31 protein-coding genes are annotated in these 23,244 nt (G+C 46.9%); 24 read left to right on the top strand and 7 right to left on the bottom strand.

All coding sequences use genetic code 11. The features are described from left to right. The first annotated feature begins 398 nt into the window (after nt 1–398). The 14 genes from AC4BAN_RS16845 (at nt 399) to AC4BAN_RS16780 (ending at nt 10,634) form a co-directional block, all read left to right on the top strand. Nucleotides 399–557 carry a hypothetical protein gene (locus tag AC4BAN_RS16845; RefSeq protein WP_490565585.1) on the top strand — a complete coding sequence of 53 codons (159 nt, stop codon included), beginning with the start codon at nt 399–401 and terminating at the stop codon, nt 555–557. Nucleotides 558–639: 82 nt separating this feature from the next. Continuing rightward, nucleotides 640–1,014 (top strand): hypothetical protein, encoded by a 375-nt coding sequence (locus AC4BAN_RS16840; RefSeq protein WP_490565584.1) that lies wholly within the window; start codon nt 640–642, stop codon nt 1,012–1,014. A 97-nt stretch (nt 1,015–1,111) separates the two neighbouring features. Next, entirely contained in the window at nt 1,112–1,918 is an 807-nt protein-coding gene (locus tag AC4BAN_RS16835; RefSeq protein WP_490565583.1) for a hypothetical protein, read from the top strand. Nucleotides 1,919–2,045: 127 nt separating this feature from the next. Then, nucleotides 2,046–2,282: a DUF433 domain-containing protein gene (locus tag AC4BAN_RS16830; RefSeq protein WP_490565582.1), complete on the top strand. Its 237-nt coding sequence runs from the start codon at nt 2,046–2,048 to the stop codon at nt 2,280–2,282. Continuing rightward, entirely contained in the window at nt 2,279–2,632 is a 354-nt protein-coding gene (locus tag AC4BAN_RS16825) for a DUF5615 family PIN-like protein (RefSeq protein WP_490565581.1), read from the top strand. Before AC4BAN_RS16830 ends, AC4BAN_RS16825 begins: the two co-directional genes overlap by 4 nt. Before the next feature lie 178 nt (nt 2,633–2,810). Next, entirely contained in the window at nt 2,811–3,047 is a 237-nt protein-coding gene (locus AC4BAN_RS16820; RefSeq protein ID WP_490565580.1) for a hypothetical protein, read from the top strand. A gap of 482 nt (nt 3,048–3,529) precedes the next feature. Next, nucleotides 3,530–4,651, top strand: a complete 1,122-nt coding sequence (locus AC4BAN_RS16815; protein WP_490565579.1) for a Fic family protein — start codon at nt 3,530–3,532, stop codon at nt 4,649–4,651. A gap of 104 nt (nt 4,652–4,755) precedes the next feature. After that, entirely contained in the window at nt 4,756–5,001 is a 246-nt protein-coding gene (locus tag AC4BAN_RS16810) for an AbrB/MazE/SpoVT family DNA-binding domain-containing protein (protein WP_089320658.1), read from the top strand. Next, the gene (locus AC4BAN_RS16805; RefSeq protein ID WP_490565578.1) at nt 4,992–5,315 is read left to right on the top strand and encodes a type II toxin-antitoxin system PemK/MazF family toxin; all 324 of its coding nucleotides are present in this window, start codon (nt 4,992–4,994) and stop codon (nt 5,313–5,315) included. The genes AC4BAN_RS16810 and AC4BAN_RS16805 overlap by 10 nt, the downstream gene beginning before the upstream one ends. Nucleotides 5,316–5,424: 109 nt before the next feature. Further along, the gene (locus tag AC4BAN_RS16800; protein ID WP_490565577.1) at nt 5,425–6,021 is read left to right on the top strand and encodes a hypothetical protein; all 597 of its coding nucleotides are present in this window, start codon (nt 5,425–5,427) and stop codon (nt 6,019–6,021) included. 378 nt (nt 6,022–6,399) lie between these two features. Further along, nucleotides 6,400–6,654 carry a type II toxin-antitoxin system RelE/ParE family toxin gene (locus AC4BAN_RS16795; protein WP_490565576.1) on the top strand — a complete coding sequence of 85 codons (255 nt, stop codon included), beginning with the start codon at nt 6,400–6,402 and terminating at the stop codon, nt 6,652–6,654. Between the two features lie 434 nt (nt 6,655–7,088). Beyond that, entirely contained in the window at nt 7,089–8,027 is a 939-nt protein-coding gene (locus AC4BAN_RS16790; RefSeq protein ID WP_490565575.1) for a manganese catalase family protein, read from the top strand. A gap of 25 nt (nt 8,028–8,052) precedes the next feature. Then, nucleotides 8,053–8,853 (top strand): DsbA family oxidoreductase, encoded by an 801-nt coding sequence (locus AC4BAN_RS16785; RefSeq protein WP_490565574.1) that lies wholly within the window; start codon nt 8,053–8,055, stop codon nt 8,851–8,853. Between the two features lie 176 nt (nt 8,854–9,029). Further along, a complete protein-coding gene (locus tag AC4BAN_RS16780; RefSeq protein ID WP_490565573.1) occupies nt 9,030–10,634 on the top strand; it encodes a PQQ-dependent sugar dehydrogenase family protein in 1,605 nt (534 codons plus the stop codon). 276 nt (nt 10,635–10,910) lie between these two features. Here the strand turns inward: AC4BAN_RS16780 and AC4BAN_RS16775 are convergent, their stop codons facing one another. Genes AC4BAN_RS16775 through AC4BAN_RS16765 form a run of 3 tightly spaced genes read right to left on the bottom strand, consistent with a single transcriptional unit; the run spans nt 10,911 to nt 12,810 of the window. Then, on the bottom strand, nt 10,911–11,846 hold the full coding sequence (locus AC4BAN_RS16775; protein ID WP_490565572.1) for a hypothetical protein: 936 nt from the start codon (nt 11,844–11,846) through the stop codon (nt 10,911–10,913). A 39-nt stretch (nt 11,847–11,885) separates the two neighbouring features. Further along, nucleotides 11,886–12,407, bottom strand: a complete 522-nt coding sequence (locus AC4BAN_RS16770; RefSeq protein ID WP_490565571.1) for a hydrogenase maturation protease — start codon at nt 12,405–12,407, stop codon at nt 11,886–11,888. Continuing rightward, a complete protein-coding gene (locus tag AC4BAN_RS16765) occupies nt 12,385–12,810 on the bottom strand; it encodes a hypothetical protein (RefSeq protein ID WP_490565570.1) in 426 nt (141 codons plus the stop codon). Before AC4BAN_RS16765 ends, AC4BAN_RS16770 begins: the two co-directional genes overlap by 23 nt. A 183-nt stretch (nt 12,811–12,993) precedes the next feature. Between AC4BAN_RS16765 and AC4BAN_RS16760 the strand changes: the two genes are divergently transcribed. Continuing rightward, nucleotides 12,994–13,260, top strand: coding sequence for a nucleotide-binding protein (locus AC4BAN_RS16760; protein ID WP_490565569.1), 267 nt, complete (start codon nt 12,994–12,996; stop codon nt 13,258–13,260). A 43-nt stretch (nt 13,261–13,303) separates the two neighbouring features. Here the strand turns inward: AC4BAN_RS16760 and AC4BAN_RS16755 are convergent, their stop codons facing one another. From AC4BAN_RS16755 to AC4BAN_RS16740, 4 genes are all read right to left on the bottom strand, one after another. Then, nucleotides 13,304–14,425 carry a lactonase family protein gene (locus AC4BAN_RS16755; RefSeq protein ID WP_490565568.1) on the bottom strand — a complete coding sequence of 374 codons (1,122 nt, stop codon included), beginning with the start codon at nt 14,423–14,425 and terminating at the stop codon, nt 13,304–13,306. A 91-nt stretch (nt 14,426–14,516) separates the two neighbouring features. Next, nucleotides 14,517–14,993 (bottom strand): hypothetical protein, encoded by a 477-nt coding sequence (locus AC4BAN_RS16750; protein ID WP_490565567.1) that lies wholly within the window; start codon nt 14,991–14,993, stop codon nt 14,517–14,519. Nucleotides 14,994–15,060: 67 nt separating this feature from the next. After that, a complete protein-coding gene (locus AC4BAN_RS16745; protein ID WP_490565566.1) occupies nt 15,061–15,825 on the bottom strand; it encodes an alpha/beta fold hydrolase in 765 nt (254 codons plus the stop codon). Nucleotides 15,826–15,925: 100 nt separating this feature from the next. Next, on the bottom strand, nt 15,926–16,741 hold the full coding sequence (locus AC4BAN_RS16740) for an SDR family NAD(P)-dependent oxidoreductase (RefSeq protein WP_490565565.1): 816 nt from the start codon (nt 16,739–16,741) through the stop codon (nt 15,926–15,928). A 921-nt stretch (nt 16,742–17,662) separates the two neighbouring features. On the opposite strand from AC4BAN_RS16740, the gene AC4BAN_RS16735 reads away from it, so the two are divergent. From AC4BAN_RS16735 to AC4BAN_RS16695, 9 genes are all read left to right on the top strand, one after another. After that, the gene (locus AC4BAN_RS16735) at nt 17,663–17,986 is read left to right on the top strand and encodes a four-helix bundle copper-binding protein (protein ID WP_490565564.1); all 324 of its coding nucleotides are present in this window, start codon (nt 17,663–17,665) and stop codon (nt 17,984–17,986) included. A gap of 91 nt (nt 17,987–18,077) precedes the next feature. Further along, the gene (locus AC4BAN_RS16730) at nt 18,078–18,452 is read left to right on the top strand and encodes a metal-sensitive transcriptional regulator (RefSeq protein WP_490565563.1); all 375 of its coding nucleotides are present in this window, start codon (nt 18,078–18,080) and stop codon (nt 18,450–18,452) included. Nucleotides 18,453–18,509: 57 nt separating this feature from the next. Beyond that, nucleotides 18,510–18,839 carry a heavy-metal-associated domain-containing protein gene (locus AC4BAN_RS16725; RefSeq protein ID WP_490565562.1) on the top strand — a complete coding sequence of 110 codons (330 nt, stop codon included), beginning with the start codon at nt 18,510–18,512 and terminating at the stop codon, nt 18,837–18,839. A 29-nt stretch (nt 18,840–18,868) separates the two neighbouring features. After that, complete coding sequence (locus AC4BAN_RS16720) at nt 18,869–19,240, top strand: heavy-metal-associated domain-containing protein (RefSeq protein ID WP_490565561.1); 372 nt, start codon at nt 18,869–18,871, stop codon at nt 19,238–19,240. Next, the gene (locus AC4BAN_RS16715) at nt 19,237–19,926 is read left to right on the top strand and encodes a cytochrome c biogenesis CcdA family protein (RefSeq protein ID WP_490565560.1); all 690 of its coding nucleotides are present in this window, start codon (nt 19,237–19,239) and stop codon (nt 19,924–19,926) included. Before AC4BAN_RS16720 ends, AC4BAN_RS16715 begins: the two co-directional genes overlap by 4 nt. Nucleotides 19,927–20,088: 162 nt before the next feature. After that, complete coding sequence (locus tag AC4BAN_RS16710) at nt 20,089–20,358, top strand: thioredoxin domain-containing protein (RefSeq protein ID WP_490565559.1); 270 nt, start codon at nt 20,089–20,091, stop codon at nt 20,356–20,358. Between the two features lie 372 nt (nt 20,359–20,730). Next, entirely contained in the window at nt 20,731–21,291 is a 561-nt protein-coding gene (locus tag AC4BAN_RS16705; protein ID WP_490565558.1) for a fasciclin domain-containing protein, read from the top strand. A 112-nt stretch (nt 21,292–21,403) separates the two neighbouring features. Continuing rightward, the gene (locus tag AC4BAN_RS16700) at nt 21,404–22,552 is read left to right on the top strand and encodes a CHRD domain-containing protein (RefSeq protein ID WP_490565557.1); all 1,149 of its coding nucleotides are present in this window, start codon (nt 21,404–21,406) and stop codon (nt 22,550–22,552) included. A 117-nt stretch (nt 22,553–22,669) separates the two neighbouring features. Continuing rightward, the gene (locus AC4BAN_RS16695; protein WP_490565556.1) at nt 22,670–23,200 is read left to right on the top strand and encodes a c-type cytochrome; all 531 of its coding nucleotides are present in this window, start codon (nt 22,670–22,672) and stop codon (nt 23,198–23,200) included. The last annotated feature ends 44 nt before the right edge of the window (nt 23,201–23,244 follow it).

The following is a 23,244-nucleotide window of genomic DNA, read 5'->3' as shown; positions in this document are numbered from 1 at the left end:
TTGTTTTTCCCTTATTTTTACACGCAGTACCGGGAGAAAAAAGGGAAAAACAACCCCGGCCAACAACACCCATAAGACACTGAATCAAGCATCACAAGCTTCACCGTCTTATGGCCTATTTTGGCGTGCATGCAAAAGATGAAGAAGATAATTCTCTGGACCACTAATATAATTACATTATTACTCGGACTATTCTTTGGAATGGTTTGGTTATCACGAATAGGGCTAAACTATAATTCAGAAGGAAAATATTTCGATGAAATTAGTTTAGTAACTTATGATGCAGGTGCGCTAGTAGCTTATGGTTTCATTTCCCTATTGTTCGTTATTTTAAGCATCATCAGTTGGACATTCACTATCAGATTTAGAAAGAGAATCTAGAAAACAATCCTGTTCTTATGTCAAGAAGCTACCATGAAACTTATAAAGACTTAAAAGGTCTCACCAAAAAAAAACTTGATGAAAAGGCTAAGGATGAAGAGTCGACTTTGAACAGGCTCGCTAAGAAATGCCAAGTGAAAAGAGAAGTTAAGAAGGGGCGGAAAAGAAAAGATTAAGAACCACGAAACGCCAACAAGACCTATAGTGCATTGAAAACGCACCATAGCAGAACCGTTGGGCAGTATTGAGAAGTATAGAATGAGAGACATAGAAACCGAATTCCTTTTTACCTGCAAAACGCTTTACTTAAAAGGAATAGACCCTTTTGACTTTGATAAACAAAAAGATAATGATTACCAAAGAGTAATAACTTTAGGAAGAGATATAATCAAAAATGATGGGCTTCAGAACTTCTTTAGCTTCTTTATGGAAGGGCAATATAATGTTCATCGTTGGACAGCTTTTATTGGACTTGAATATGTTTCTCATAATCCTGAAATAAATGGCAGAGCGAGCATTGTTGACAAATGTCTGAAAGTTGCAAGTGAAGAAGTTCTTATGGAATTATCAGAAGTAGTTGACAGAAACCGAGAAGAGTGGTTGAAGAAAATGGGAGAAAGATTCTCGAAGTAAATTGCTAAAACAACAATGCCCAACAAAGTTCATAATATAGGTTTCTGCTACGCATCACCCACATTATGCACGAGTAACGTTAGGTGTAAGTTGAATAATGAAAAATTTGAATATAGAGCAAGCAGCTTGGGTTAATGAAGTAAAATCTACCCTGAGCTTTGAGGACGAGGGAGTCACTATAGGGAATTATGTGCCTCCAATTTTTGAATCATATTGTAAGATATTCCATCCGTTCGAAATCACTACTGACGAGCCCGACACTTTAGAGAATGACCCAGACCTAAAGGAAGCCCTCTCGGAAATTATCACCTTCAACTATAGACAAAGCACCCATAAGACAACTGACCCTTGGGAAGCTAGTGGTGGGGACTTGAACCTGAAATTAAGAATGACTGACCCCAACCTTAAAAGATGGGAGTATGTAACATGGCGGGAGATCGCAGAGAAATACAAATTAATATTCCACAATGAGATAAACCCCGGTAGCTATATAACCCGCTTTGATGAGATAGGTTACCCATGGAATCTTTGGTTCCCGAAAGGCGGCTATCTGCCGCGGCCTGTTTTCAAGAAGCTTATTTCGGTTTTAAGCTCTGCGTCACAAACTCATGAAGTTTGTATCTACCAGATGCCACCGAACAATATTTATAAGATTGAACTTGTGTCGGGTTCATTAGAGGATGCCTCCAATTATTTTGAAGAAGACTTTATAGGCCATATGTATGCTTCTGACAAATCCTGGCTTGTATTTACAGACACGGACTTGCACTTTACGCTTGTGGCTGGCCCAGAATCGTTGATAACCGCAATAGTAAATAGTGAGATAGAGGCAGTAAGGTGCAGCGCTGACACGCGTGTAGACTACTTAAGCGACAACATAAACAAGAAGAAAACATACACCTAACAAAGTTCATAATATAGGCTTCGGCTACGCCTTGACCACATTATAGCACGAACACGTTAGGGGAAAACATAATCATAAAAGTAAGTTAATTTTCAGCTATTTTTGATAATTAAAAGTAAAACAGGATATGCAAGAAGAACTGATAAACAGAATAACAATAGATCCCAATATCTGCCACGGAAAACCCACTATTCGTGGATTTCGGTATCCAGTTGACAATATGCTGGAGCTATTAGCTTCGGGTATGACAGTAGAAGAACTTCTGGAAGATTATCCTGATCTAGAGAAGGAAGATTTTCTTGCCTGCCTTGAATACGCTGCAAAACTTACCCAAATAAAAAGTATCTATAGAATAGCTTCATGAAGTTTCTAGTTGATGCACAATTGCCTAAAGCTCTTTCTGACTTCATTAATTCTAAAGGAATAAATTCCATACATACCCTGGAGCTGCCGGATAAGAATAGAACACAAGATGGATACATCACTCGATTAGCAACTGACGAGCATTTTGTAGTTATAACAAAAGATGCAGACTTTCTGGAGTCTTATGTATTAAGAAAAGAACCTCCTAAACTGCTGATTGTAAAAACCGGGAATATCAGGAATAGCGAATTACTAAAACTTTTTGAAAAGCATATTGAATTAATTGCAAGCTTGTTTGCTGAGCATTCGTTAGTGGAGATGTCAAAAACAGAAATTGTGGTTCATGCATAAAAATGTCTTCTCCCTAGCCACCCCTAAACAGTAGCTCTGCCACTGTTTAGCCCAGACGTTAGGGCTGATACAAATAAAAAGAAGAGATTCTACACTTAGAGTCTATTTCCTTCGGATGTTTTGGCTATTTTTAAAACTCTAAACAGCTTCTAAATTTAAGCAAGCAATCTTATACCTCATGGAAGCTAATAATTTAAAAAATATTCTCATCCAACGCATCCAATCAATAAACGACGAAGCTTTTTTGAATGCTCTTAAAGTACTCACAGACGCCAAGGTAGAGACTGACCTATACGGTATCAGCCAATTTGAGCAAGAGAAGATAGCCAGGGCAAGACAGCAATACGCAAGCGGAGAGACTGTTTCACAGCAAGAAGTAAAGCAGGACATCGACTCATGGCTAAAAAGCGCATAGTCTGGTCAAAAGAAGCTCGACTTGACTTTAAGGCAACTTTAGCATTCTACAACGAAAGAAACGGAAGCAATACTTATAGTAGAAAGCTGGCAGACCAGATTTTTAATATAATAGAGAAGCTTCAAATCGATAATTTCTTAGGCCTCAAAACCTCTGACCCAGAAGTACGTGTTCTAATTACCAGAAGTACGTGTTCTAATTAAAGGTGCCTTCTCCATCTTTTACGAGCTGAAAGAAGAATAAATATTAGTATTAGTAATCTGGGACTCCAGAAGAAATCCTGACGAACTTAAAAAGTACCTGCCCTAACCCTGCACAGTCTTTAGTCTCGGCTACGCCACTTCATAGCCCAGCCCGTTGTACTTCATGCAATGTATGAAATGAACCTACAGGAGTAATAATTACCTCTGAACAGATAACAAGTGTAATAAATTACTATTTTTACCTTTGTTTTTAAAACAAGCGTAAAGTTTACCCTCGTTATGGCTCCATTTCACAGAGAAAAACCTTATAATGATTTGCCCCTGCTTCCTCCGGGGATAGATCTGGAAACAAAGGAGGTCATGCGAAAGACCGTTAAGGCAAGCAGGGCTTTGGCGCAGCTGAACGGAGCTATCAGCAACCTACCCAATCCAAGCCTTTTCCTGGACACAATCCATTTGCAGGAGGCCAAGGCAAGCTCTGAAATAGAGAACATTATCACCACCAATGATGATCTCTATAAAGCGGTAGTTGCCGAAAAGAAGTATGAATCTACGGCAGCAAAAGAAGTGATAAGCTACAAAGAGGCTTTGTGGTATGGCCTGGAAAAGCTCAAAGAGCGGCCCTTCATCACAACAAACCTCTGTGTGGAGATCATGCAATGTATAAAGCAGAACACCTCGGGGATCAGAGCCACACCGGGCACGACCTTATCCAACACGCAGGGTGAAGTAATCTACATGCCGCCGGCAGGGGAAACAGTAATACGCGAGAAACTGGCAAACCTGGAGCGCTTCATTAACGAGGAAAGCACCCTGGACCCGCTCATCAAAATGGGCATAATGCACTACCAGTTCGAGGCTATACACCCGTTCATAGATGGCAACGGACGTACAGGGAGAATCCTGCTTCTACTCTACCTGAAAATGGAGAAGCTGTTGGATGTGCCCGCGTTATACTTAAGTGAGTATATCATCCATCATAAGGCGGCTTACTATCAGAAGCTAAGAGCTGTTACGGAAGCAGGAGACTGGGAGGGCTGGATACTCTACATGCTGGACATGATCGAAAAAACAGCTACCAGCGGACTTAAAAAACTAGAGGATATCATGGCCGTTATGGAGGCCACCTCGGAAGAAATTAAGGAGAAACTGCCCAAAGTATACTCAAAGGAGTTGATAGAAATCTTGTTTAGACTACCCTATACTAAACGCCAGTTTCTGATCGACGCGAACATGGGAACACCAAAGACTGTGGGGAATTACCTGATAGCGCTTGAGCATGAAGGTTTTTTAAGGGCAACTAAGGTAGGAAAAGAAAAGCTCTACCTAAACCAGCGGTTAATGGAAGTACTGGAGAACAACAAAAAAGTACGAAAGCTCAACACCAACTATCGTGCATAAACGCACCATAGCCCAGCCGTTACCTCTCATGGTAATCTATAGAACTTTGTCTTGTAATTGAGCGTTAACGTAATAACTTTGTAATTACATTAAATACAAGTACTATGGAAGTATCAATTATTCAAATAGGAAATTCCAAGGGATTAAGGCTGACTAAGTCCATTCTGGATAGGTATAATATCAAGGATAAAGTTGAGCTAATACTGGAAAAAGGTCAGATTATTTTAAAGCCAGTTGAGCATCCAAGGAAAGGCTGGGACAAAGCGTTCAGGAAAATGCATGAGAACGGAGATGACCAGCTTTTACTGGATGATGTGTTTGGCGATGAAAGCTTTGATGAATGGAAATAAGTCAGTATGAGATAGTCCTGGTCAATCTGGACCCTACTGTAGGAAGTGAAATACAGAAAACAAGGCCATGTGTAGTGATATCCCCCGATGAGATTAATCATAACCTAAGAACAGTAGTTATCGCGCCGATGACCACCAAGAGCCGTAGCTATCCTACTCGTGTGAAAGTGAAGCACAACAATAAAGTGGGGTGGGTCGTGATCGACCAGATAAGGACTATTGACAAAGTCCGCATTGTTAAAGTGCTAGGAAATCTAAACCCTTCAGAAGTCGCTTCCTGCAAAAGTGTGATAAAAGAAACTTTTGTGGACTAACAAAAAACGACATAGGTAACCCGGTGCAGCCGTAACCCTTCGCGATGCTAAGGGCTACGGCTGCACAAACCGTTATCGGTCAAGCTAATAATCAAACGGAAGAAAGAAAATGATGATAAAACAAGAGGTCGCTCAAAGACAAAACAGGTTATATACCAAAATCCTTATTACAGGTATTGTAACTGTTTTTGTTCTCTCCTTACTTATTTGGGAGCATTTTCATGGTGGGGTCGCCAGTCATCATATTCTACAACAACAAAACCTGCCTGCAATCTCCAACTGGTGGAACGGATTAATACTTCCTACTCTTACATGGTTACTTATAGGTAGAACGGAAAAGAGAATAGGCATACAAGCTTCACGGGGACAGCAAACGAACAATCTACACAGACAGGCTTTAAGACTTTTTGTAACAGGTTTGGGCTTAGGAGTTTTGATAGCAACGTCATTCACGAATGGATACAGCGCTTTTTTAGACAATGTTCCTTACATCATATTAGTGCTCAGCCTGATTATTCCCATATATTACGCTGAATTTATTTTAGGCTTTATTCTTGGCATGACCTATACCTTTGGAGCAATATTGCCTGCCGTTTTTATACTCATACTGGCAGCTATTGGAATTCTTACCTATAGATTTATCAGACCAGTGATTATACTGCTGACAAAGAAGTTGAAAAGTAGTCTGAATAAAAGCTCAACCTGATAACAATGAGTATGGGTAATAGCGGGTGAAGTAGTAAATTATAAGTCTTCGCTTCGAAATCGCCTACTTTTCATATACTAAACGTTGGCACGTATAAAAGTTAAAAAGGATAAAAATTGAATTTATTCGTATATTTTCAAAAAGTTCAGATATGGCAGCTATAAAGTAGGATTAGCATAAACTGATTGATACAACTAATGATGAAAAATTATTAGAAGATATCTTCATGATTCTATCCAGCAGAAGAAATTACAAAGAAGGAAGCCTTTGGGCTGGCTTAACTCAAGCTCAGAAACAAGAAGTTTTAGCAAGTGATAGCGAAATTGGTAACGAATCTGCCTGGATATGTCAGGAAGAGATGAAAAGAAGAAACTCTAAATGGCTCAGATAGTCTGGAACAAGCGGGCAAGCAAACAATTAGCTGATTTACAAAACTATCTGCAGCAGGAATTTGGAGAAAAAGCAGCGCAAACATTTACTTACAGAATGTTCCAGCTTTTAGAACTACTCGTTAAGTACCCGCAAAGAGGAACACTAGAAAGTCCTGAAAAAGATATTGGGGGATTTTTATTGCACAGACACACCACCATTCTTTATAAGCAGAATGAAGAAACTATCTACATTCTCGCCTGATTCGATAATAGGCAAAATCCTCAGAAAAAGATAGTCTGAAAAATTGCATGTGCCAACCCAGTTCAACCTTTATGCTTGGTTCCGCCACGCCCATCGGCTGCACCAACACGTTACCGCTCTTGCCAAGACATTTCCTGAGCCCAAAGTTGAACAAGTCGGGCGTGCTCCAACTGCATCCACCTGTACAAGTAGGCCATTACAATTTACCTCCGTCCTGGTTAACGCCTTACCAGAAGCAAGCCGCGAAAAAAAGATATGCATAGGGCAAAACTATTCACTAAAAATACCAGTTAGTTAGTACCTTCATACTGTCTGGTTCGCCACAAAAGCTGCCTGCTTCTACTTAGAGCCAGGAGTTTATAGCATAACACTTCTAAAGCATTCCCTCGTTTAACAAAGCTGATCGCATTGTTTTATTAAAAATTGGAGGATAAATGTTTTACCACGTTAAGGAGTTACAGTTCAATGCCCGCGTGTCCAAACCGGATCCGGCTTTTGCCAGCATGCTACTGGAGCAGTTCGGAGGGCCAAACGGAGAGTTGGCGGCCGCTATGCAATACTTTACACAGGCCTTCGCCATGCGGCAGCCACACCCCGACAAGTATGACATGCTGATGGACATCGCCACGGAGGAGTTCAGCCACCTTGAGATTGTTGGGGCCACTATTCAGATGCTATTAGGCCCGATAAACGGAGAGCTTAAGAACGCTGCCGAAGAAGCTGAGATCATGCAGTTGCTGGATGGTAAAGCTAAGAAGGAAGACTTTATTCACAATGCCATGATGAACCCGCAGTTCCTGGTTCTGAGCGGCGGCGGACCAACTGTTACCAATAGCCAGGGCGTGCCGTGGTCCGGCTCATACGTGAATGCCAACGGTGATCCAACCGTAGACCTTCGCTCTAACATTGCAGCAGAGTCAAGGGCCAAGATCGTGTATGAGTACCTGATGCAATTTACAACAGACCCTTATGTAAAGGAGACATTAAGCTTTCTGATGACACGTGAAGTGGCACACTTCCAGATGTTTGAAGCAGCCTTAGAGACTATACAGCCAAACTTTCCGCCAGGCGTACTGCAAGGCGATCCGCGCTTCAGCAACAATTACTTCAATTTGAGTAGCGGGGCCGATGCCAAGGGGCCATGGAATGAAGGTAAAAGCCCAGGCTTGGGTGAAACCTGGCAATACATTCAGGACCCGCTGAAGCATGTAGTAGAATCAAACGGCATGACGAACCATGAACCGCAGGGAACTGACCGCACCATGAAATCGGTGGAGAAAAAAGACAAAGAGATGAGCCAGGAGCGCAGCCAACAGGTGAAGAAAGCCGTACCAAGCGGTGAAAACCAATGGTGCGAATATCCGCAAAAGTAAAATCGGATACAGTATCCGAACATACATGATTGAGAAAGTGAGTAATTTGAAAGAGGCTAAAGTACAGGAAGCAGGGTCGGTGGAGATAGCATACTACACCGACCCTCTTTGTTGTTGGAGCTGGGCTATGGAGCCTCAGTGGCGTAAACTGCGTTTTAAATTCAAAGGAAAAATTAAATGGCGCTACCGCATGGGTGGCCTTATCGCAAACTGGGATAGTTTTAGCGACCCCATGAATAATGTAAGTCGCCCGTTACAGATGGGCCCGCTGTGGCTGGAGGCTAAGTATAAGTCTGGCATGCCGATAGACGATAAAGTGTGGTTCCGAAACCCTCCAAAATCTTCCTATCCTGCCTGCATCGCGGTAAAAGCTGCTGAGTTGCAGTCGCAGGTGGCGGCAGAAAATTATTTACGCCGCCTGCGAGAGGCGGTGATGCTGCACGGCAAAGACATTTCGGATTGGCAAGTGCTGCAGCAAGTAGGCACGGAGCTAAGCCAGGCGTACCCGGATCTGCTCGACACCGAAAAGCTAAGTCAGGACATGGGTAGCCAGCAAGCTAGAGCAGCCTTCGAAGAAGACCTTCATATGGTTCGTTTACATGGTATAAACAGGTTTCCGGCTTTAACTATAATGCGCGAAGGCGAGGAACAAGGCATTCTGATTGTTGGTTACAGGCCCTACGATGCACTTGAAAAAGCCCTGCACCAGGTTGCTCCGGAGCTACAGGGGGCACAGCACACAACCGACGAAACAGAATACAGCAGGTATTGGGGTAGTGTAACGGAACGGGAATTAGCCGAAATTATGCTGCAAGAAAAGGCATAATTCGAAGGTATAAAGGAGTTGGACGCAATTTTTTTGTAAAAGTAGGAAAGGTATTTATAAAACAATTTATATGACGAATGGGTAAACAAGCCTGGGCGCTTTTTTACTGGCTACAGGGTTAGTTATCAAGCGTTTACACTTAGTTTACATGGTTCAATTACAAAATAGATGGTTGTATGCGTCATTTATCTCTTTTTATAAGCATTTGTGCCTCGACTTTTATAGTAGGCTGCAACAATCCCGGAACACAGCTTGGAAACCAGGATGCCGGTACAGAGGCAAGCGCAGTAGTGAAGGACAGTAAGCGCAAGATCACACCTGCCGATGTGGTAGTGCCCGCAGGGTATACCATTACAGCAGCGGCAACCGGCTTATCATACCCGGTTGATGTTACCTTTGATGAGCGGGGAAACACTTACATTGCCGAGGCAGGTGGCCACACCTACGGCACTAAACCGGCCAGCGCACCAGAGGCCCGTATTCTAAAACTGCTGCCCAACGGCACCACCACAGTGCTTTACGACAAGGTAGTGCCGATGCAGGAGATCCGGAAGGCAGCAAGCTCTAACGCCATGCAGGAGGGCCTGATCCCGCCTGTTACCGGTGTCACCTATCACGAGGGGAAACTCTACATCGCGCACCGCAGCCGCTACTCCACCTACGACCTCGCATCAGGGGAGTTCAAGACCATTGTTAACGGCTTGCCTTCCTGGGGTGAGTTCCTGAACGCAAAACCTATCTTTAAAGACGGCAGAATGTACTTTTTCTTATCGACGCAAGGTAATTCAGGTGTGCAGGAGAAGCATTGGGTAAACGTAATCGACATCTTTAATAAGCCAGATGCCCATGAAATACCAGGGGAGGACATCACCCTGACTGGACAGAACTTCTGGGTGCCAACCAGCAAGGTGACTATCATGAATGCAGACTCGGTGAGGACGGGCGTATACGTGCCGCTCGGCCAGACCACACAGCCTGGGCAGGAAATTAAAGGGGAGGAAATATGCAACGGAGCTTTTTTTAGCTGTAACCCCGATGGCAGCGACATACATCGTATCGCGTGGGGGCTGCGCTCCAGCTTTGGCTACCGCTTTTCGCCTGACGGCAGGCTCATCACCACCATGAACAGTGCCAACCCTATGCCGCCGCGTGGTTTGTATTTCGACTATGAGCCGGTATATGAAATTATACAGGGAGAATGGTACGGATGGCCCGATTTTTACAGTGGCATCCCGATTACAGACGAGCGCTTCGGGGTGAAGAAGGAGGAAAGGAAATTCGCGCTGACCCCGGAAACACACCAACGGCTACTGAAAGGCAAAGACAAGCCTCGTCAGCCCATTGCATTGCTGCCCGTGCACAGCGCTGCCGAGGGCATGGTATTTGGCAATAGCGACTTTGGCGTGCCGGAACAGGATATATTGGTGGCAGAATTCGGGGTGATTATTCCATTCTTCAAAGGAAGTGAGTTTCATCCCAAATTGCCTAAAGGCGTGCCCTCTGAAAAGAACGCCCCTGCAGGCGTTAAGTATAACTGGCCGGGATTTAAAGTGCAGCAGGTTAACCTGACAACGGGCGAGGCGAAAGACTACATATATAACAAGAACAATTTACCGGGCTCTGCCAAAGGTACCGGCGGCCTGGAGCGCCCCATACAACTGGAGTGGAGCAGCGGGGGCGATTTGTACATAGTAGATTTTGGCATTGTGGAGTTTGAAGACACTGGCATGACTGCCCACCCATTCACAGGCGTGCTCTGGAAGGTAAGCAAAAAGAAGTAGTCTTTCGGTAGTTTTGAGCGAGGCCCGCTAAAGCCTCATTCTGCTTCATGCAGAACTGGCAATGCCTGGTTTAGTGGGTTCATAATCAGGTCTGTGTAACCAGAGCACGATCAGGCACTGTGTCTGCCTGCTCGTGCTCTGGCTTTGGCATGCACCCAAAAAAACTGCACAAAACCTAAAGGAAGTGTCTTGGCTTAAAAACCTGGACGGTTCGGGTAATCTGCCAAGCCTTGGGCATGGCGTGTGTCATGTTTGTAAAGGAGGCGAAACCGGCGCCTATCTGCCTGCAACATACACGGGTTTTTCAAAGTAGGTGTCTGCCAGCTTGCTGTTAAAGTCAACTTTGATGATGCGGTAATCCTCCATTTTAGTGCCATTGGTTCTGTAGTAGCTCCTGGTGTGGCTGAAAGTCACGCCTTTATTCACCTTAAAGTCAGACCAGTAAATCTCCTCCGGGGGCAGCGTGCCGGTGGCGGAGGCATAATGTTCTATTTTCTGGATGAGTTTAGTGGCCGGGTCCACTAAAAATACCCACCTGTCATTGCCTATTCCCTGTTTAAAAGTAACATCGAGCTTGGGCATCTGCCTGCCGTTTAACTCAGCGTATCCACCGAAGCTTGCCACCACGCCGGGGTCTGTGAGTTTGAAAGGAAGCGAGAAACGGTAAAAGGCCATCTCAGTCGCACAAAGTGGGTCACACATATCTGATTCGCACATCATGTTCATTTCTTTGGCGATGGTTCTCGCATTGGTCTCGCTCCCGTTCAGCACAGCCCAGAACCCCGTGGCATCTCTCCCGATCAGCACAATATCCCCATTCTCCCGAGCGGCACGAACCAAAAGGCGGAGGCCATTTTTAGTTTTTTTGAAGCTGAAGGTTTCGTGGACGGCTGTGGTGGGGTTGCCCAGTTCATCATACCGCTGGTGTACCCGCTCCAACACCCCGTCCTGTATGCTGTTCCAGGCATCCTGTCCACCGGCGGCGGTTACCATGTCGTTTAACAGCTCTGCGCCGGAAGGGGGCCTGCTCCACACATACCAGCCAAACCCCGACAGTAACAGTAAAACCACAGCGAACAGGCTCCATTGGGCAATCCTGCGCCGTTTTAACACAATGGGATGTACAAGGTCCCTAATTTCGAGTTCCTGCTCCCACGAAGTTCTGGGCTCGGTGCATTTACCGCTCTCAGGATCGTTATTTTCCTTTTTCATGGTTATACGAGTTTATATTTTCAGATAGTGTGCCAAAAATTACTTGAATATGCTGCCGTATAGTTCCGGTTCACGACAAAACGTCGAAAGCCATTTGATTGCCTGTGGTACTGCCTGCGCCACTACGGGAGTAAGACCCATCTCAAAAGCATCCTTTTCCTGTGCTTCACAACCCAGAAGCAGTACCCTGGCTGGTAAAACACCCAGTTTCTTGGCCAGCATCATGGCTTTTACCGGGTTGGTGTAGTGCATGTCGGCTAAAAACGCTTCCCGGTTGTTTGCATCCAGATGGTCAATGTCCCTTACCACGGCTTCTCTGTATTGAATCGTGCCTGGTGGCTTGCCCCAGACAACGGCATCTACTATTACCAGCACATCAAAACCGCGAAACAGTTCCTGCACCAGATGAATGCCGCCGGTGCCTACCTCCAGCAAGGTAACGTTTGTGGGTAAGGTTTCCTCAACCAGCCTCCTGATCACCTCTACGCCGAACCCATCGTCTTTCCGGAGGTCACTCCCCACCCCTGCCACCAGTATCTTATCGGCTTGCCTGATCTGCATGATGGGGTAATTGAAAGTTGGCTGCCGGAATTGCTTTGTCGAACACCATGTTTTGCTGCACGATGACGGATACTCTCCTGACCGGCATCCCGATTGCGTCCACGCTATAGCCGTAGCGTTCGGAGGGAAGCAGCAGACCACCTACCTGGCTAAAGCGGGCATATTGTGATGAGGCGGTGAAAACATCTTTGTCTTTCAGGGTGTTGGCCAGTAACCTTCCGGTCTTGGGGTCAAAGTAGTAGTACCAGGTGTGTAACCCAGCGGCACTGCCGGCGCCCGGCTTGTAGGTCACACGCACCACATCTGCTGTTACACCATCAAAGAGCTGAGTAGTGCCATTGGCGGGAAAAGGGCTGTTAGTCTGCTGGCCGGGGAGCCTTTGCCGCGCATTTGTTAAGGGCATGTTTAAGTCCCGTGTTTAGGAGCGCAAAATAAGCAGAAAAGATCCTGACAAAGCGTTTTTAACTCAGTAAGCAGCATCATGAGAGGGTATAAAGATGAACAAGGCGGTTGATGGATATTTTGCCGAACGAAAGATTCGTTTAAAATATGGTTTAGGGAGAGGAATCAGCATAAAACAAATAGTATGAAAATAGCAATCACCGGAAAAGGAGGTGTGGGCAAGACCACCATCAGCGGCATACTGAGCAGAACGTTTGGCAAGCATGGCAAAGAAGTGCTGGCCATAGACGGTGACCCAAACCCCAACTTGTCGATGGTGCTTGGCTTAGGGCGAAACCCGGTTTTGCCGCCAGCCTTAAACTCTTCTGTTCTGGAAAGGAAAGAGACTGAAGAAGGCACTCTCAATATTTCCTGGGAAAAAGTAGGGATTGCTATACCCGTAAAGGCTTAATTGAAACCTGTTCTGCAATGGCTGCCTGAGCAGGATATACTCCTTAACTGAACGCCGGCACCACCTGCATGAACACGGGTTTCTCTACCTTCGCCTGATGGCCTGTGGCTGTCAGGCGTCCGGTTGCCTTGTTAATTCGGAAAGAGGTAATGGTATCTGAGCGCTGGTTCGCCGCCAGCAGCACGTTTCCCGTCAGGTCCAGAGAGAATTCGCGTGGCCACTCCCCGCCTGAGTAAACATTTTCGACGTGCGTAAGCTTTCCGCTGCCATCGTCGATGGCATACACTACGATGCTGTTGTGGCCGCGGTTAGAGCCGTACAGGTACCTGCCGTCTGATGACACTTTGATGCCTCCGCATTTATTTTGCTCCTTAAAGTTCTCAGGAATAGTTGCAATAGTCTGTATTTCTGAGAATGAACCCTTCTCGCTGTCATAGGAGAGCGCCGTTACCATCGACTCCAGCTCATGAATGAGGTAGGCGTACTGCCCGTTCGGGTGGAAGGACAGCTGACGGGGTCCCGTTCCAGGGTTGGCAGTGTACGCCACCGGTTGCTCGGTAGGAGTTAGGTTTCCTTTGCCGGCATCCAGCCAGTAGCGGAGCACTTTATCCATGCCCAGATCCACGACGAAGACAAAGCGGTGGTCTGGGCTAAAAGCGATGTAGTGCGCGTGGGCAGATTTCTGCCGGTCTTTGTCTGGGCCGGCGCCCTCATGTTGCCTCAGGTCAGAAGCTTCTGCCAGTTGCCCATTCTCCAGAATAGGAAAAACAGCGATGCTGCCTGTTTTATAGTTGGCTATAAGAATAGTTTTTCCTTCCTTGCTTATGGTAACATGCACCGGCACGCTTCCCTGAGAAGGAACCCGGTTGAGGAGCCTGAGGTAACCTGTCTGCTGGTTAACAGAAAAGGCACACACGGCCCCACTTTCTTTTCCTTTATACTCTTCCTGCTCATTCACCACATACAAATGACGATACCCTTCATCAAAGGTCATGTAGGATGGGTTTTTGCCCCCCCTGAAGCCTTTTACCTGATTCAACTCACCTGTCTGCGGGTTCAGCCGGAAAAGAAAAATGCTATCCTTTTCGGCATCGGCATAAGTGCCTACATATACCATCAAATCAGTTTGATTTACCATAGGATTTACCTCTATTCTTGAGTTCATATCTGCCTCCGCTGCTTATCTCCTTTTCTGATGCGGTCTGGCAACCAAGTCAGGGTTTTTGAAGAGACTGCTACCACTTTACCCTTGTCCTTCAATTATCAGAGAGCTCTCCAGGCTTTGCCCCAATCCACTTCTCGTCCGTGAGCTGCACGATCATCAGCCTTGCAGGCTCCTGCCCGACTGTTCCCGACATGTGCCCCTTGTGCCCATGCTCATTAGGTTTTGAGTTCTGATCGGCGCCAAAGGAGACATCCCCAGGCCCCATCTCCACACGCTGCCCGTCCATTGTTTCCACGTACCATTTTCCTGACAAAGGTATAATCCACTGGGGTTTGGGGTTCTCATGCCACGAGCCAACCCAGCCAACGGGTAACTCAGTGAAGAGTACCTTGGCACCGGACGCCAGCAGGTGATTGTTCCACTGCGGGTCCGCGTCGCCGCCCATACTCTCTTTTTCAAAGGAGGTCAGCTCGGCCCGTGTCTGATGACTGACGCCTTCATCGTCTGTCCAGACATGCCAGTAGGAAATTTTCGGCTTGTTTTCTTGTTCAGGATGCTTATCTGACATAATGCTTTCGTTTTTAATAGTCTTTAATCTGATTTTTAAAATGTAGGGGCTTTGGGGGAGGGCGTTATTATTTTGCTTTTCCAGCCTCCAGAATATTTCTGATTTGCGCTGCTGTCCACTCCGGGGCTTCCAGAGGAATCAGGTGCCCTACCTGCCGGGTGTTCACCAACTTTGCCCCGTCCAAGACTTGCATCACCCTCTCTTCAATTACATCGGTGGTCATCACAGGGTCGTCTTCGGAGGCAAGTACCAAAATGGGTATATCGAGCGGCTTTATCTTTTCCGCAATGGAGTGTTCCATGCCTTCTAAAAGCCACCATCTCCAGGTAGCCTCGTCAATGACGAGCTGAGTGTCCACAGCCAACGCATGTTGCTCTTCTGTTAAGGGCTGCTTTACGGCTCCTTTTACAGTCTTTTCAGCTACCTGGCGGTCTGGGTGTTGAAGCATACGCTCTTTTTCCTCTTGTGTCATGGGTTCTGTAGTAGGCGGGGAAGGTGCTATTAAAATTAGCTGCCTGACAGTACTATCAGGGGCAATGGAAGCCAGCTGCATGGCAATCTTGCCTCCCATAGAATGACCTACCAATGTATAGCTTTTGATATTAAGAGAGCTTAATTCTTCCTGCACATATTCAGCAAATCCCTCTATAGAGGGTTCTCTCATAGCAGGGGCATTTCCGAAACCAGGGAGGTTTACGGCTATGCAGCGATAGTCGTCTGACAGCCGTTCTGCCACCCAATGCCAGCTTTGGGCTGAGCCGCCGAAGTAATGCAGGAATACTAAAATGTCTTCCTTGTTTCCCCATTGTTTAATTTTATCGTTTCCGGACATGCTTTTATTATTTTCATTTTTGAAATGAATCCTAGCTGTAGGTACTAATGGAAACTGACATGCTGCTCTTTTTAGATAGCAGAGAAAATACTGGCAAGGCTTAGCCAAAAGCGGTTGCCACCGATCCTCCATCAGCGCGATAATTACTCCCTGTAATATAGCTGGCATGCTCGGAGCAAAGGAATGCAATAACGGATGCTACCTCTTCTGCTTTACCACGACGATCTACGACTATGTTGGGTCGCTTATTCTTTAAGAACCATTCGATAGCCTCATCTTTGGAGCTGTTGCGCTTTTCAGCTAACTGCTCCATCATCTTCTCTGTCATCGGGGTGGCTACATAGGCGGGGGAGACACAGTTGATCATGAGCCCCTCTTTAGAGAATGCTCTCGATAAGCACTTTGTCAGGTTGATGATGCCGGCTTTGCAGGCGTTGTAGGGACTCTCCTCCTGATAAGGTTGGAGGGCGTTTTCAGAAGCTACGAGTACAATGCGGCCCCAGCCTTTTTCCTGCATCTGGGGAATGAGGGCCCGGCAAGCGCGTACGGCTCCCATCAGGTCAACATCAATGGATTTATACCAGTCCTCATCGCTGAGCGTAAGGAAATCACCGGCCGCACCGCGTATGCCCGCGCAGTGCACTAGTATGTTAGCGCCTCCGAATTTTTCCTTTGCCCGGGCGGCCAGCTGTAGTACTTCCTCATTTTTGGTTACGTCTGCCGTTACGGCAATAACGGAACTGCCGTCTTTCACATGCTGACGAACCTCTTCAGCGGCTTTTTCCAGTTCCTTGTTTGTTTTGTCGCTCAAGACGATATTTACGCCCTCTCTGGCTAGTAACTTAGCAGTGGCGAGACCCATTCCAGAGTCACCTCCTGTAACGACGGCTGTTCGGCCTTTAATTTTTAAATCCATAGTTTTATCAGGTGTATCTTTTTGTTTTTTTGAGCGAGTATAATTGCTGCTTTACATTTAGACAAGCCGCCTTTCCTTTCCAACTTCTGCAACCTATTTTTCACAGCAATGACAGCCTTGGTAAAAGGGGACCTCAAGTAGGTGTAGCACATAATGCTTACCATTTTCCCCCCTTCTCTAGATCGGCACTGAAAGAAGCCTGGGCCGGGTGTAAGACTTCAGCACCTGGTTGAGAATCCCCGCTCTACATTAACGGGTGTAGCTACACTAAAGATGTTTATCTGTTAAGAAATGCCGCTAGTCAAAAAAAGAAGCTAGTCCTCATTTCTTCTTCGGTCTGTAGTATCCTGGCGTTGGCATCCTGTATCGAGGTTACCAGGTGCGGATTTATTAAGGGGTATAGTTAGAATCTCCAGGTACAGTCGTAACGAGTTGGGTATAGAGATCTGGTATTGCAGTTGTCGGGGCAGCGCCTTTTTCCGGGAAATACGCCCCGGCATAATATGTTAAAGCCAGCAACAGGAGGGCAGCAACAGTTATAATACTTTTCTGATGTTAAAACTTTACGCCACCAGTTTTACCTCTATTGCAAATTTAAGCAAATACTTAAACAACCAGCAGGCACATCTTGTTTAAGTATTTGCTTTAATATCATATGCGCCAGGAGGTGAGACTCTGCATCCTGGCTGTGGGGTAATAAAGTTCCTAGAGAGGGAGGTAGTCCTCCTTGATAATATTTAAACATGCTCTAAGTATAAGCGAGGATAAAAATTATGGTTTAAAAAAACTGAAATTTTATTTTGCTTACCCCCTCTGCTGTGCCATACATTGCATTAAACCTTAAACAAGGCACGGATTGTTTTTTTCTATGTCCTGCTGCCGTGCAAGCAGGACCTGAACCAATAATAAATTTTTAAAGCTATGAAGAACATCAGCAAAGAAATGCAAGCATGTATCGATGCGTGTTACAATTCCATTACAGCCAGTAAAGTATGCCTGGACGTACACATGGGGGAGCCCGACATGAAAAAATGTCACCAGCTGTGTCTGGACTCCATTGACGTGGCCACAGCCTGCGCCAGCATGTGTGCTGTTAACTCAGATTACCTGAAGCAAATAAGCAAGCTGTGCGCCCAGGTGTGCAGAGACTGCGCCGACGAGTGCGCCAAGTTCGACAGCGAGGTGTGCCAGGAATGCGCTAAAATTTGCCGCGACTGTGCCGATAAATGCGAAGCGATGGCGTAAGTTATTTGTTTCATAAATACATCTATAAGACCTGGCAGCTAGTGCCAGGTCTTTTGTGTGAGAACTTATTCAGCCAGATTAACCATACTTCATGTTACCAAAAGACTTAACCAGAGACATTAAGAACCGCCTAAAGAGCGTAAGCGGGCAGGTAGACGGCATCGTCCGGATGCTGGATGAGGATAAATCACCAAAAGACATACTCCTACAGCTAAAGTCTGTGGAGAGCGGACTGCAGAAGGCGCACCACCTGCTTTTGGATGAAGTATACCGTAAGACACTGGCCATCCAGATCGTGCATGCGCGCAACTCATGCCCCGGCGACTGTGGTAACGAAGAAAGGATTGAGGCGCTCCGCCAGCAGTTTCCGGACCTGAAACTGGAGGAGCTGACCCACAAAATGGAAGAACTGGAGGAACTTACCCAGTGGCTGGAACAGTATCTGAAGGCAGAGAAGAAAGACTGACACAGACAAAGTATAAATAATGACCTTATGCCGTTTTGGATAACCTAATGAATTAAAATGGAAATTCAGCTCATACCACTTCTGCTACTTATACTTTTTGCTTCGATTGCTTGCATTCTTGTATTCTTTTTTAGCCGCTGGCACAGGAGCAAGCTGTCTGTGCCGGAAACAGCCCTGGCGAGTGTAGTTTATAAACTTCCTGACATGGTTTGTGAAGGCTGTGCCGGTGCTATCACGGCTGCTTTAAAAGAACTTCCTGGCGTACAGGAAGTAAAGCCGAAGGTGGCCCGCAAGCAGGTGTACATAAACTATGATCCGGGCAAGGTAAAGCAGGAGCAACTTAAAAGTGCCATTGGCAACGCTGGTTTTACCCCGCTGGAGGCCTAGCATTCAAGAATAAATCAAAACAAGAGCATATGAATCAAGAAAATCAAAGCCGGATTAGCCGCAAAGCTGTGCTTGCCGCATTGTTCTTTGTGGCAGTGGTGGCAGGGGCTTGTTCCAATCAGGAGGAAACGCAGGCTATGACGGGGCAGGAGCTTACTGCCACGGATCTTAAAAAAGCGACCATACCGGTGGAGGGGATGACCTGCAACGCCTGTGTGGCCAGCGTTAAAAAGAAGCTTAAATCCATGGATGGCGTGCAAGAGGTACAAGTCAGTCTGCAGGATCGTAACGTTACCTTTAGCTATGCACCCTCTGAGGTGTCACCGGTTCAGGTGCGGGAGGCAATAAACGAGATCGGGTACAAAGCGGGAGAGCCTGAAGCGGAAGGAGAAGTGCAGTGACTTTAGAGAGCTTCTTTGAAAGTTTCGGCACGGGCATGACGGAGGTATCTTTCCTGAGTTTGGGCATCGCCTTGCTCGCCGGTATTGTTTCCAGCGGGGTTTGCCCCTGCACCTTGCCGGTAGGGTTGGGCGTGGCAGGCCTGGTTAGCAGTAACACGGGGGGCAAATCCCGGAGCGGATTCATCATCGCAGTGGCCTTTTTCATGGGCATACTGGTAAACCTGACGCTGCTGGGCGCACTTGCCGGCAGGCTGGGCATCGTGCTGACGGAGTCGTTTGGCCGCTACTGGGCCTTGATGATGGTCTTTGTTTCGGTGGCTGCCGCTGCTCTCGCTTTTTACGGGCCGCGCCTGCAGGTCAGGCAGCTGGCCTCGCTCCGAAAGCCCGGCGCAGGAGGAGCCTTCCTCTATGGGTTCATCTTTAGCCTCGGCACTTCTGCCGCGCCGCTGCTACTGCTGCTTTCGGTTGCCGCCGCCGCCGCTGATCCTTATTACGGACTGTTGCTGGCATTCTTCTTCGGTTTGGGCAGGGGGCTGCCCTTTCTGCTGGTGGGCCTCTTTGCCGGGCTCGTATCGCGGCTCGCGCAGCTGACGTGGCTCAGGCGAGGCATTCAGCTTGTGAGTGGCTGTGCACTGCTTTTTGTGGGCTTCTACTACGGAAAGGTTTTTCTGGATCTGATGCCGTAGGCCCTACACAGGCAGGTTTATGCAGCACAATCACTACCAGTTGATGTGCTTGTCAGGGTAAGGAGATATTTGACATACGGACTTGTATACCCCCCTCCACCTGGCTGTATCTTTATATTAATCTTGCAAAAAGCGACATGTTAACCTAATAAAACAAAAGATATGAAACGTAAAGTAGAAATTTTTACTGCCGGTTGCCCGGTATGTGAACCAGTAGTACAGATGGTGAAGGACCTGACCTGCGATAGCTGCGATGTGACCATTTACAATATGGCAGAGCTATGCGATGACAAGTCCTGCCTGAACAAAGCGAAAGAATACGGTGTGGTACGCATGCCCGCAGTGGCCGTAGATGGTAAACTGCTGAACTGCTGCCAGAACAGCCCCGTTACAAAAGAGGAGCTGATCAAGGCAGGCATAGGCCAAAATTAACATGCTGCCCATACCGCAGCCGTTGCAACAGCTCTCCCTTGCCTGCAGGGGAGAGCTGTTGTGCGTTATGCTGTAAATCTTAAAGCCCTGTGCGCAGGGCATGTTTGTAGGTTCCAGTAGTCTTGCAGGTATAAAGATCAACCAAAACCCCAACCAGTACCCGGTAATTGAAAAACAGGCTAGCCTGAAATCATGACAAGGAGAGTAGCGGTAAGAAATTTTTTTAAATCTTTATATTTTAAACCCTTGATAAAAAGTGCGTTACGATATACTGTCAGCTCTAAATATTAAAGAAGTAAAATATTTTTCAGGTATGGTAAATCCGGGCCGGGCATTTGGGGCGTAAGTGAGCCATACTTAAAACAAAAAGACATGAAGAAGATCATTTTATCGTTGATGCTGGTGGCCGGAGCGGCTACGTTAACTCCTGCCCTGGCGCAGGCCCCTAAAACAGTGATGGTGGGCGGCGAGGCCATGTACACCACCAAAGACATCGTGGACAACGCCGTTAACTCCAAAGACCACACCACGCTGGTGGCGGCCGTAAAGGCGGCCGGCCTGGTGGAAACACTTAAGGGCAAGGGTCCATTCACGGTGTTCGCCCCGACTAATGACGCCTTCGAGAACCTGCCCGACGGCACGGTTGCTACCCTGCTCAAGCCCGAGAACAAGCAGACGCTGACCACGGTGCTTACCTACCACGTGGTGCCGGGCCGTATGGACGCAGCCAAGCTGATGGCCGCCATCAAGGCTGGCAAAGGCAAGGCAGAGCTCAAGACGGTGAGCGGCGGCACGCTTACGGCCAGGATGAACGGCGACCGAAACATCGTGCTGATGGACGAGCAGGGCAACACGGCCAACATCTCGGTGTACGATGTGCAGCAGTCCAACGGCGTGATCCACGTGCTCGACAAAGTGATGCTGCCTAAATAAAGCGAGTTTATTCCTGGCAATTTCTATACATACCCCGGAGGAACCTTGACAAAGGTGAGGGTTCCTCCAACCTACCTATCCTTTTTAAAATAATCCTAAATTAAACACTAAAATGCAAAAAATAGCTTTTACCCATAAGCTTATGGCTTCCGTATGTCTGTTCGGTTTACTAATCACAGGCACAAGTTGTGAAAAAGACGAGCAGTCGATGACGCCAGTCGCAGAAATGGTTAGTTTTAACAACGTGATGCTGAGCAGCCAGCAAGAGGTTCCGGAAAACACATCCAATGCCTCGGGCACGTACTCGCTGCAGTATGATAAAACCAGCAATCAATTGGCCTATACCATCAACTACACCGGCACCACACCTACGGCCATGCACTTTCATAAAGGAGAGGTTGGCGCGGCTGGCGGCGTAGAAGTGGAGGTTGCAGGACCTTATACATCGGGCATGAAGGGCACTTTTAAACTAACCGAAGCCCAGGAAGCCGATTTACTGGCAGGTAGGTTTTATCTGAATATGCACAGTGCTAACTATGCCGCAGGTGAGTTAAGAGGCCAGGCTGTAACAGAGGACAAAGTAGTGCTGAGCAACGTGAAGTTATCCGGTAAGCAGGAAGTGCCTGCCAACAACTCAGCTGCGACAGGTACCTTTAATGGGGTTTATGATAAAACCACCAAGAAACTGGACTACAACGTTGCCTTGAATGGCTTAACCGCTACTGCCATGCACCTACATAAAGCTGCTGCTGGCGTAAACGGTGATGTAATTATGGAAATAATGGGTTTGAAAGGTACTACCGCTGCGTTTACAGCAGCGCAGGAAGCAGACTTGCTGGCAGGCAATCTGTACCTGAACGTGCACTCTGCCGCACAGCCTGGTGGCGAGGTGAGAGGCCAGGTAGTGGCCGACCAGAAAGTTGTGTTCAGCAACAAACTATCTGGTTCAGCTGAAGTAGCACCTACAAGCTCTTCAGCAACCGGTACCTTCTATGGCGTGTACGACAAGTCAAACAAGAAGCTTACTTACACCATTGCCTACGCAAGCTTAACACCAACGGCGATGCACTTTCACAAAGGCGCTGTCGGAGCAAACGGCGACGTGGAACTTGCAGTTGCCGGTCCGTATGCTTCAGGCATGACAGGCGCTGTTACCCTCAATGCAGCCCAGGAAGCAGATTTGCTTAAAGGCCTGTGGTATCTGAACGTTCACTCAGCTGCCTTTGCCGGCGGTGAGGTACGTGCCCAACTGGTTAAATAGTAATCTTAAAAAGTGCTGCCAGAAACGAAGTATGGCAGCACTTTTTAAATTTGCTACAAAACCCTCGAAAGCCTCAATTTTAAGTACCTGGTTGCATTAACAGCAAACGCGCACAAAATGCAGAACCCCGACTGTTACACCGGGCAAACAAACAGCTTTTACATGCGCAGCAGTTTCCTTTGCCGCAACCTGCTTAAAACTTACCAGATACAAAACTTTAACTTTCTACACATAGCAGTTATGTTCACTCCTAAAAGCTTCTGGTCCGGCTTTGCATCTGTTTTGATGGCCCTGCCTGTACTGATATACACTGGCTGCACTTACGATGAGGCAGCAGAGGTACAGCCTGAAACTACCGGCATCTCTTACCAGGCGGACATACAGCCCATTATTGCAACCAATTGTTACCACTGCCACACAACCAGCGCAACAGACCCTGATAGGGCTGGCTTTGCCTACCTGAACGAGTATGAGGAACTGAAGCGTTATGCTTTGAAACCGAGCACTTCGAATGCCAGCTTAACCAAATTGCAAGCCAGAATCAGGTTCGTAGAATACCCCGGGATGCCTTTTAAACAAGCCCCACTTCCGGAGAGCGATATTCTGAAGATTGAGGCGTGGATCAAAGCAGGTGCACCCAATAATTAACTTCCCACCACAGCGGTGCTACTCCAAACCAACGGGATCATTTC

The sequence above is a fragment of the Pontibacter sp. GD13 genome (genome assembly GCF_058216355.1).
This window is presented reverse-complemented; position numbering and strand designations above follow the sequence as displayed.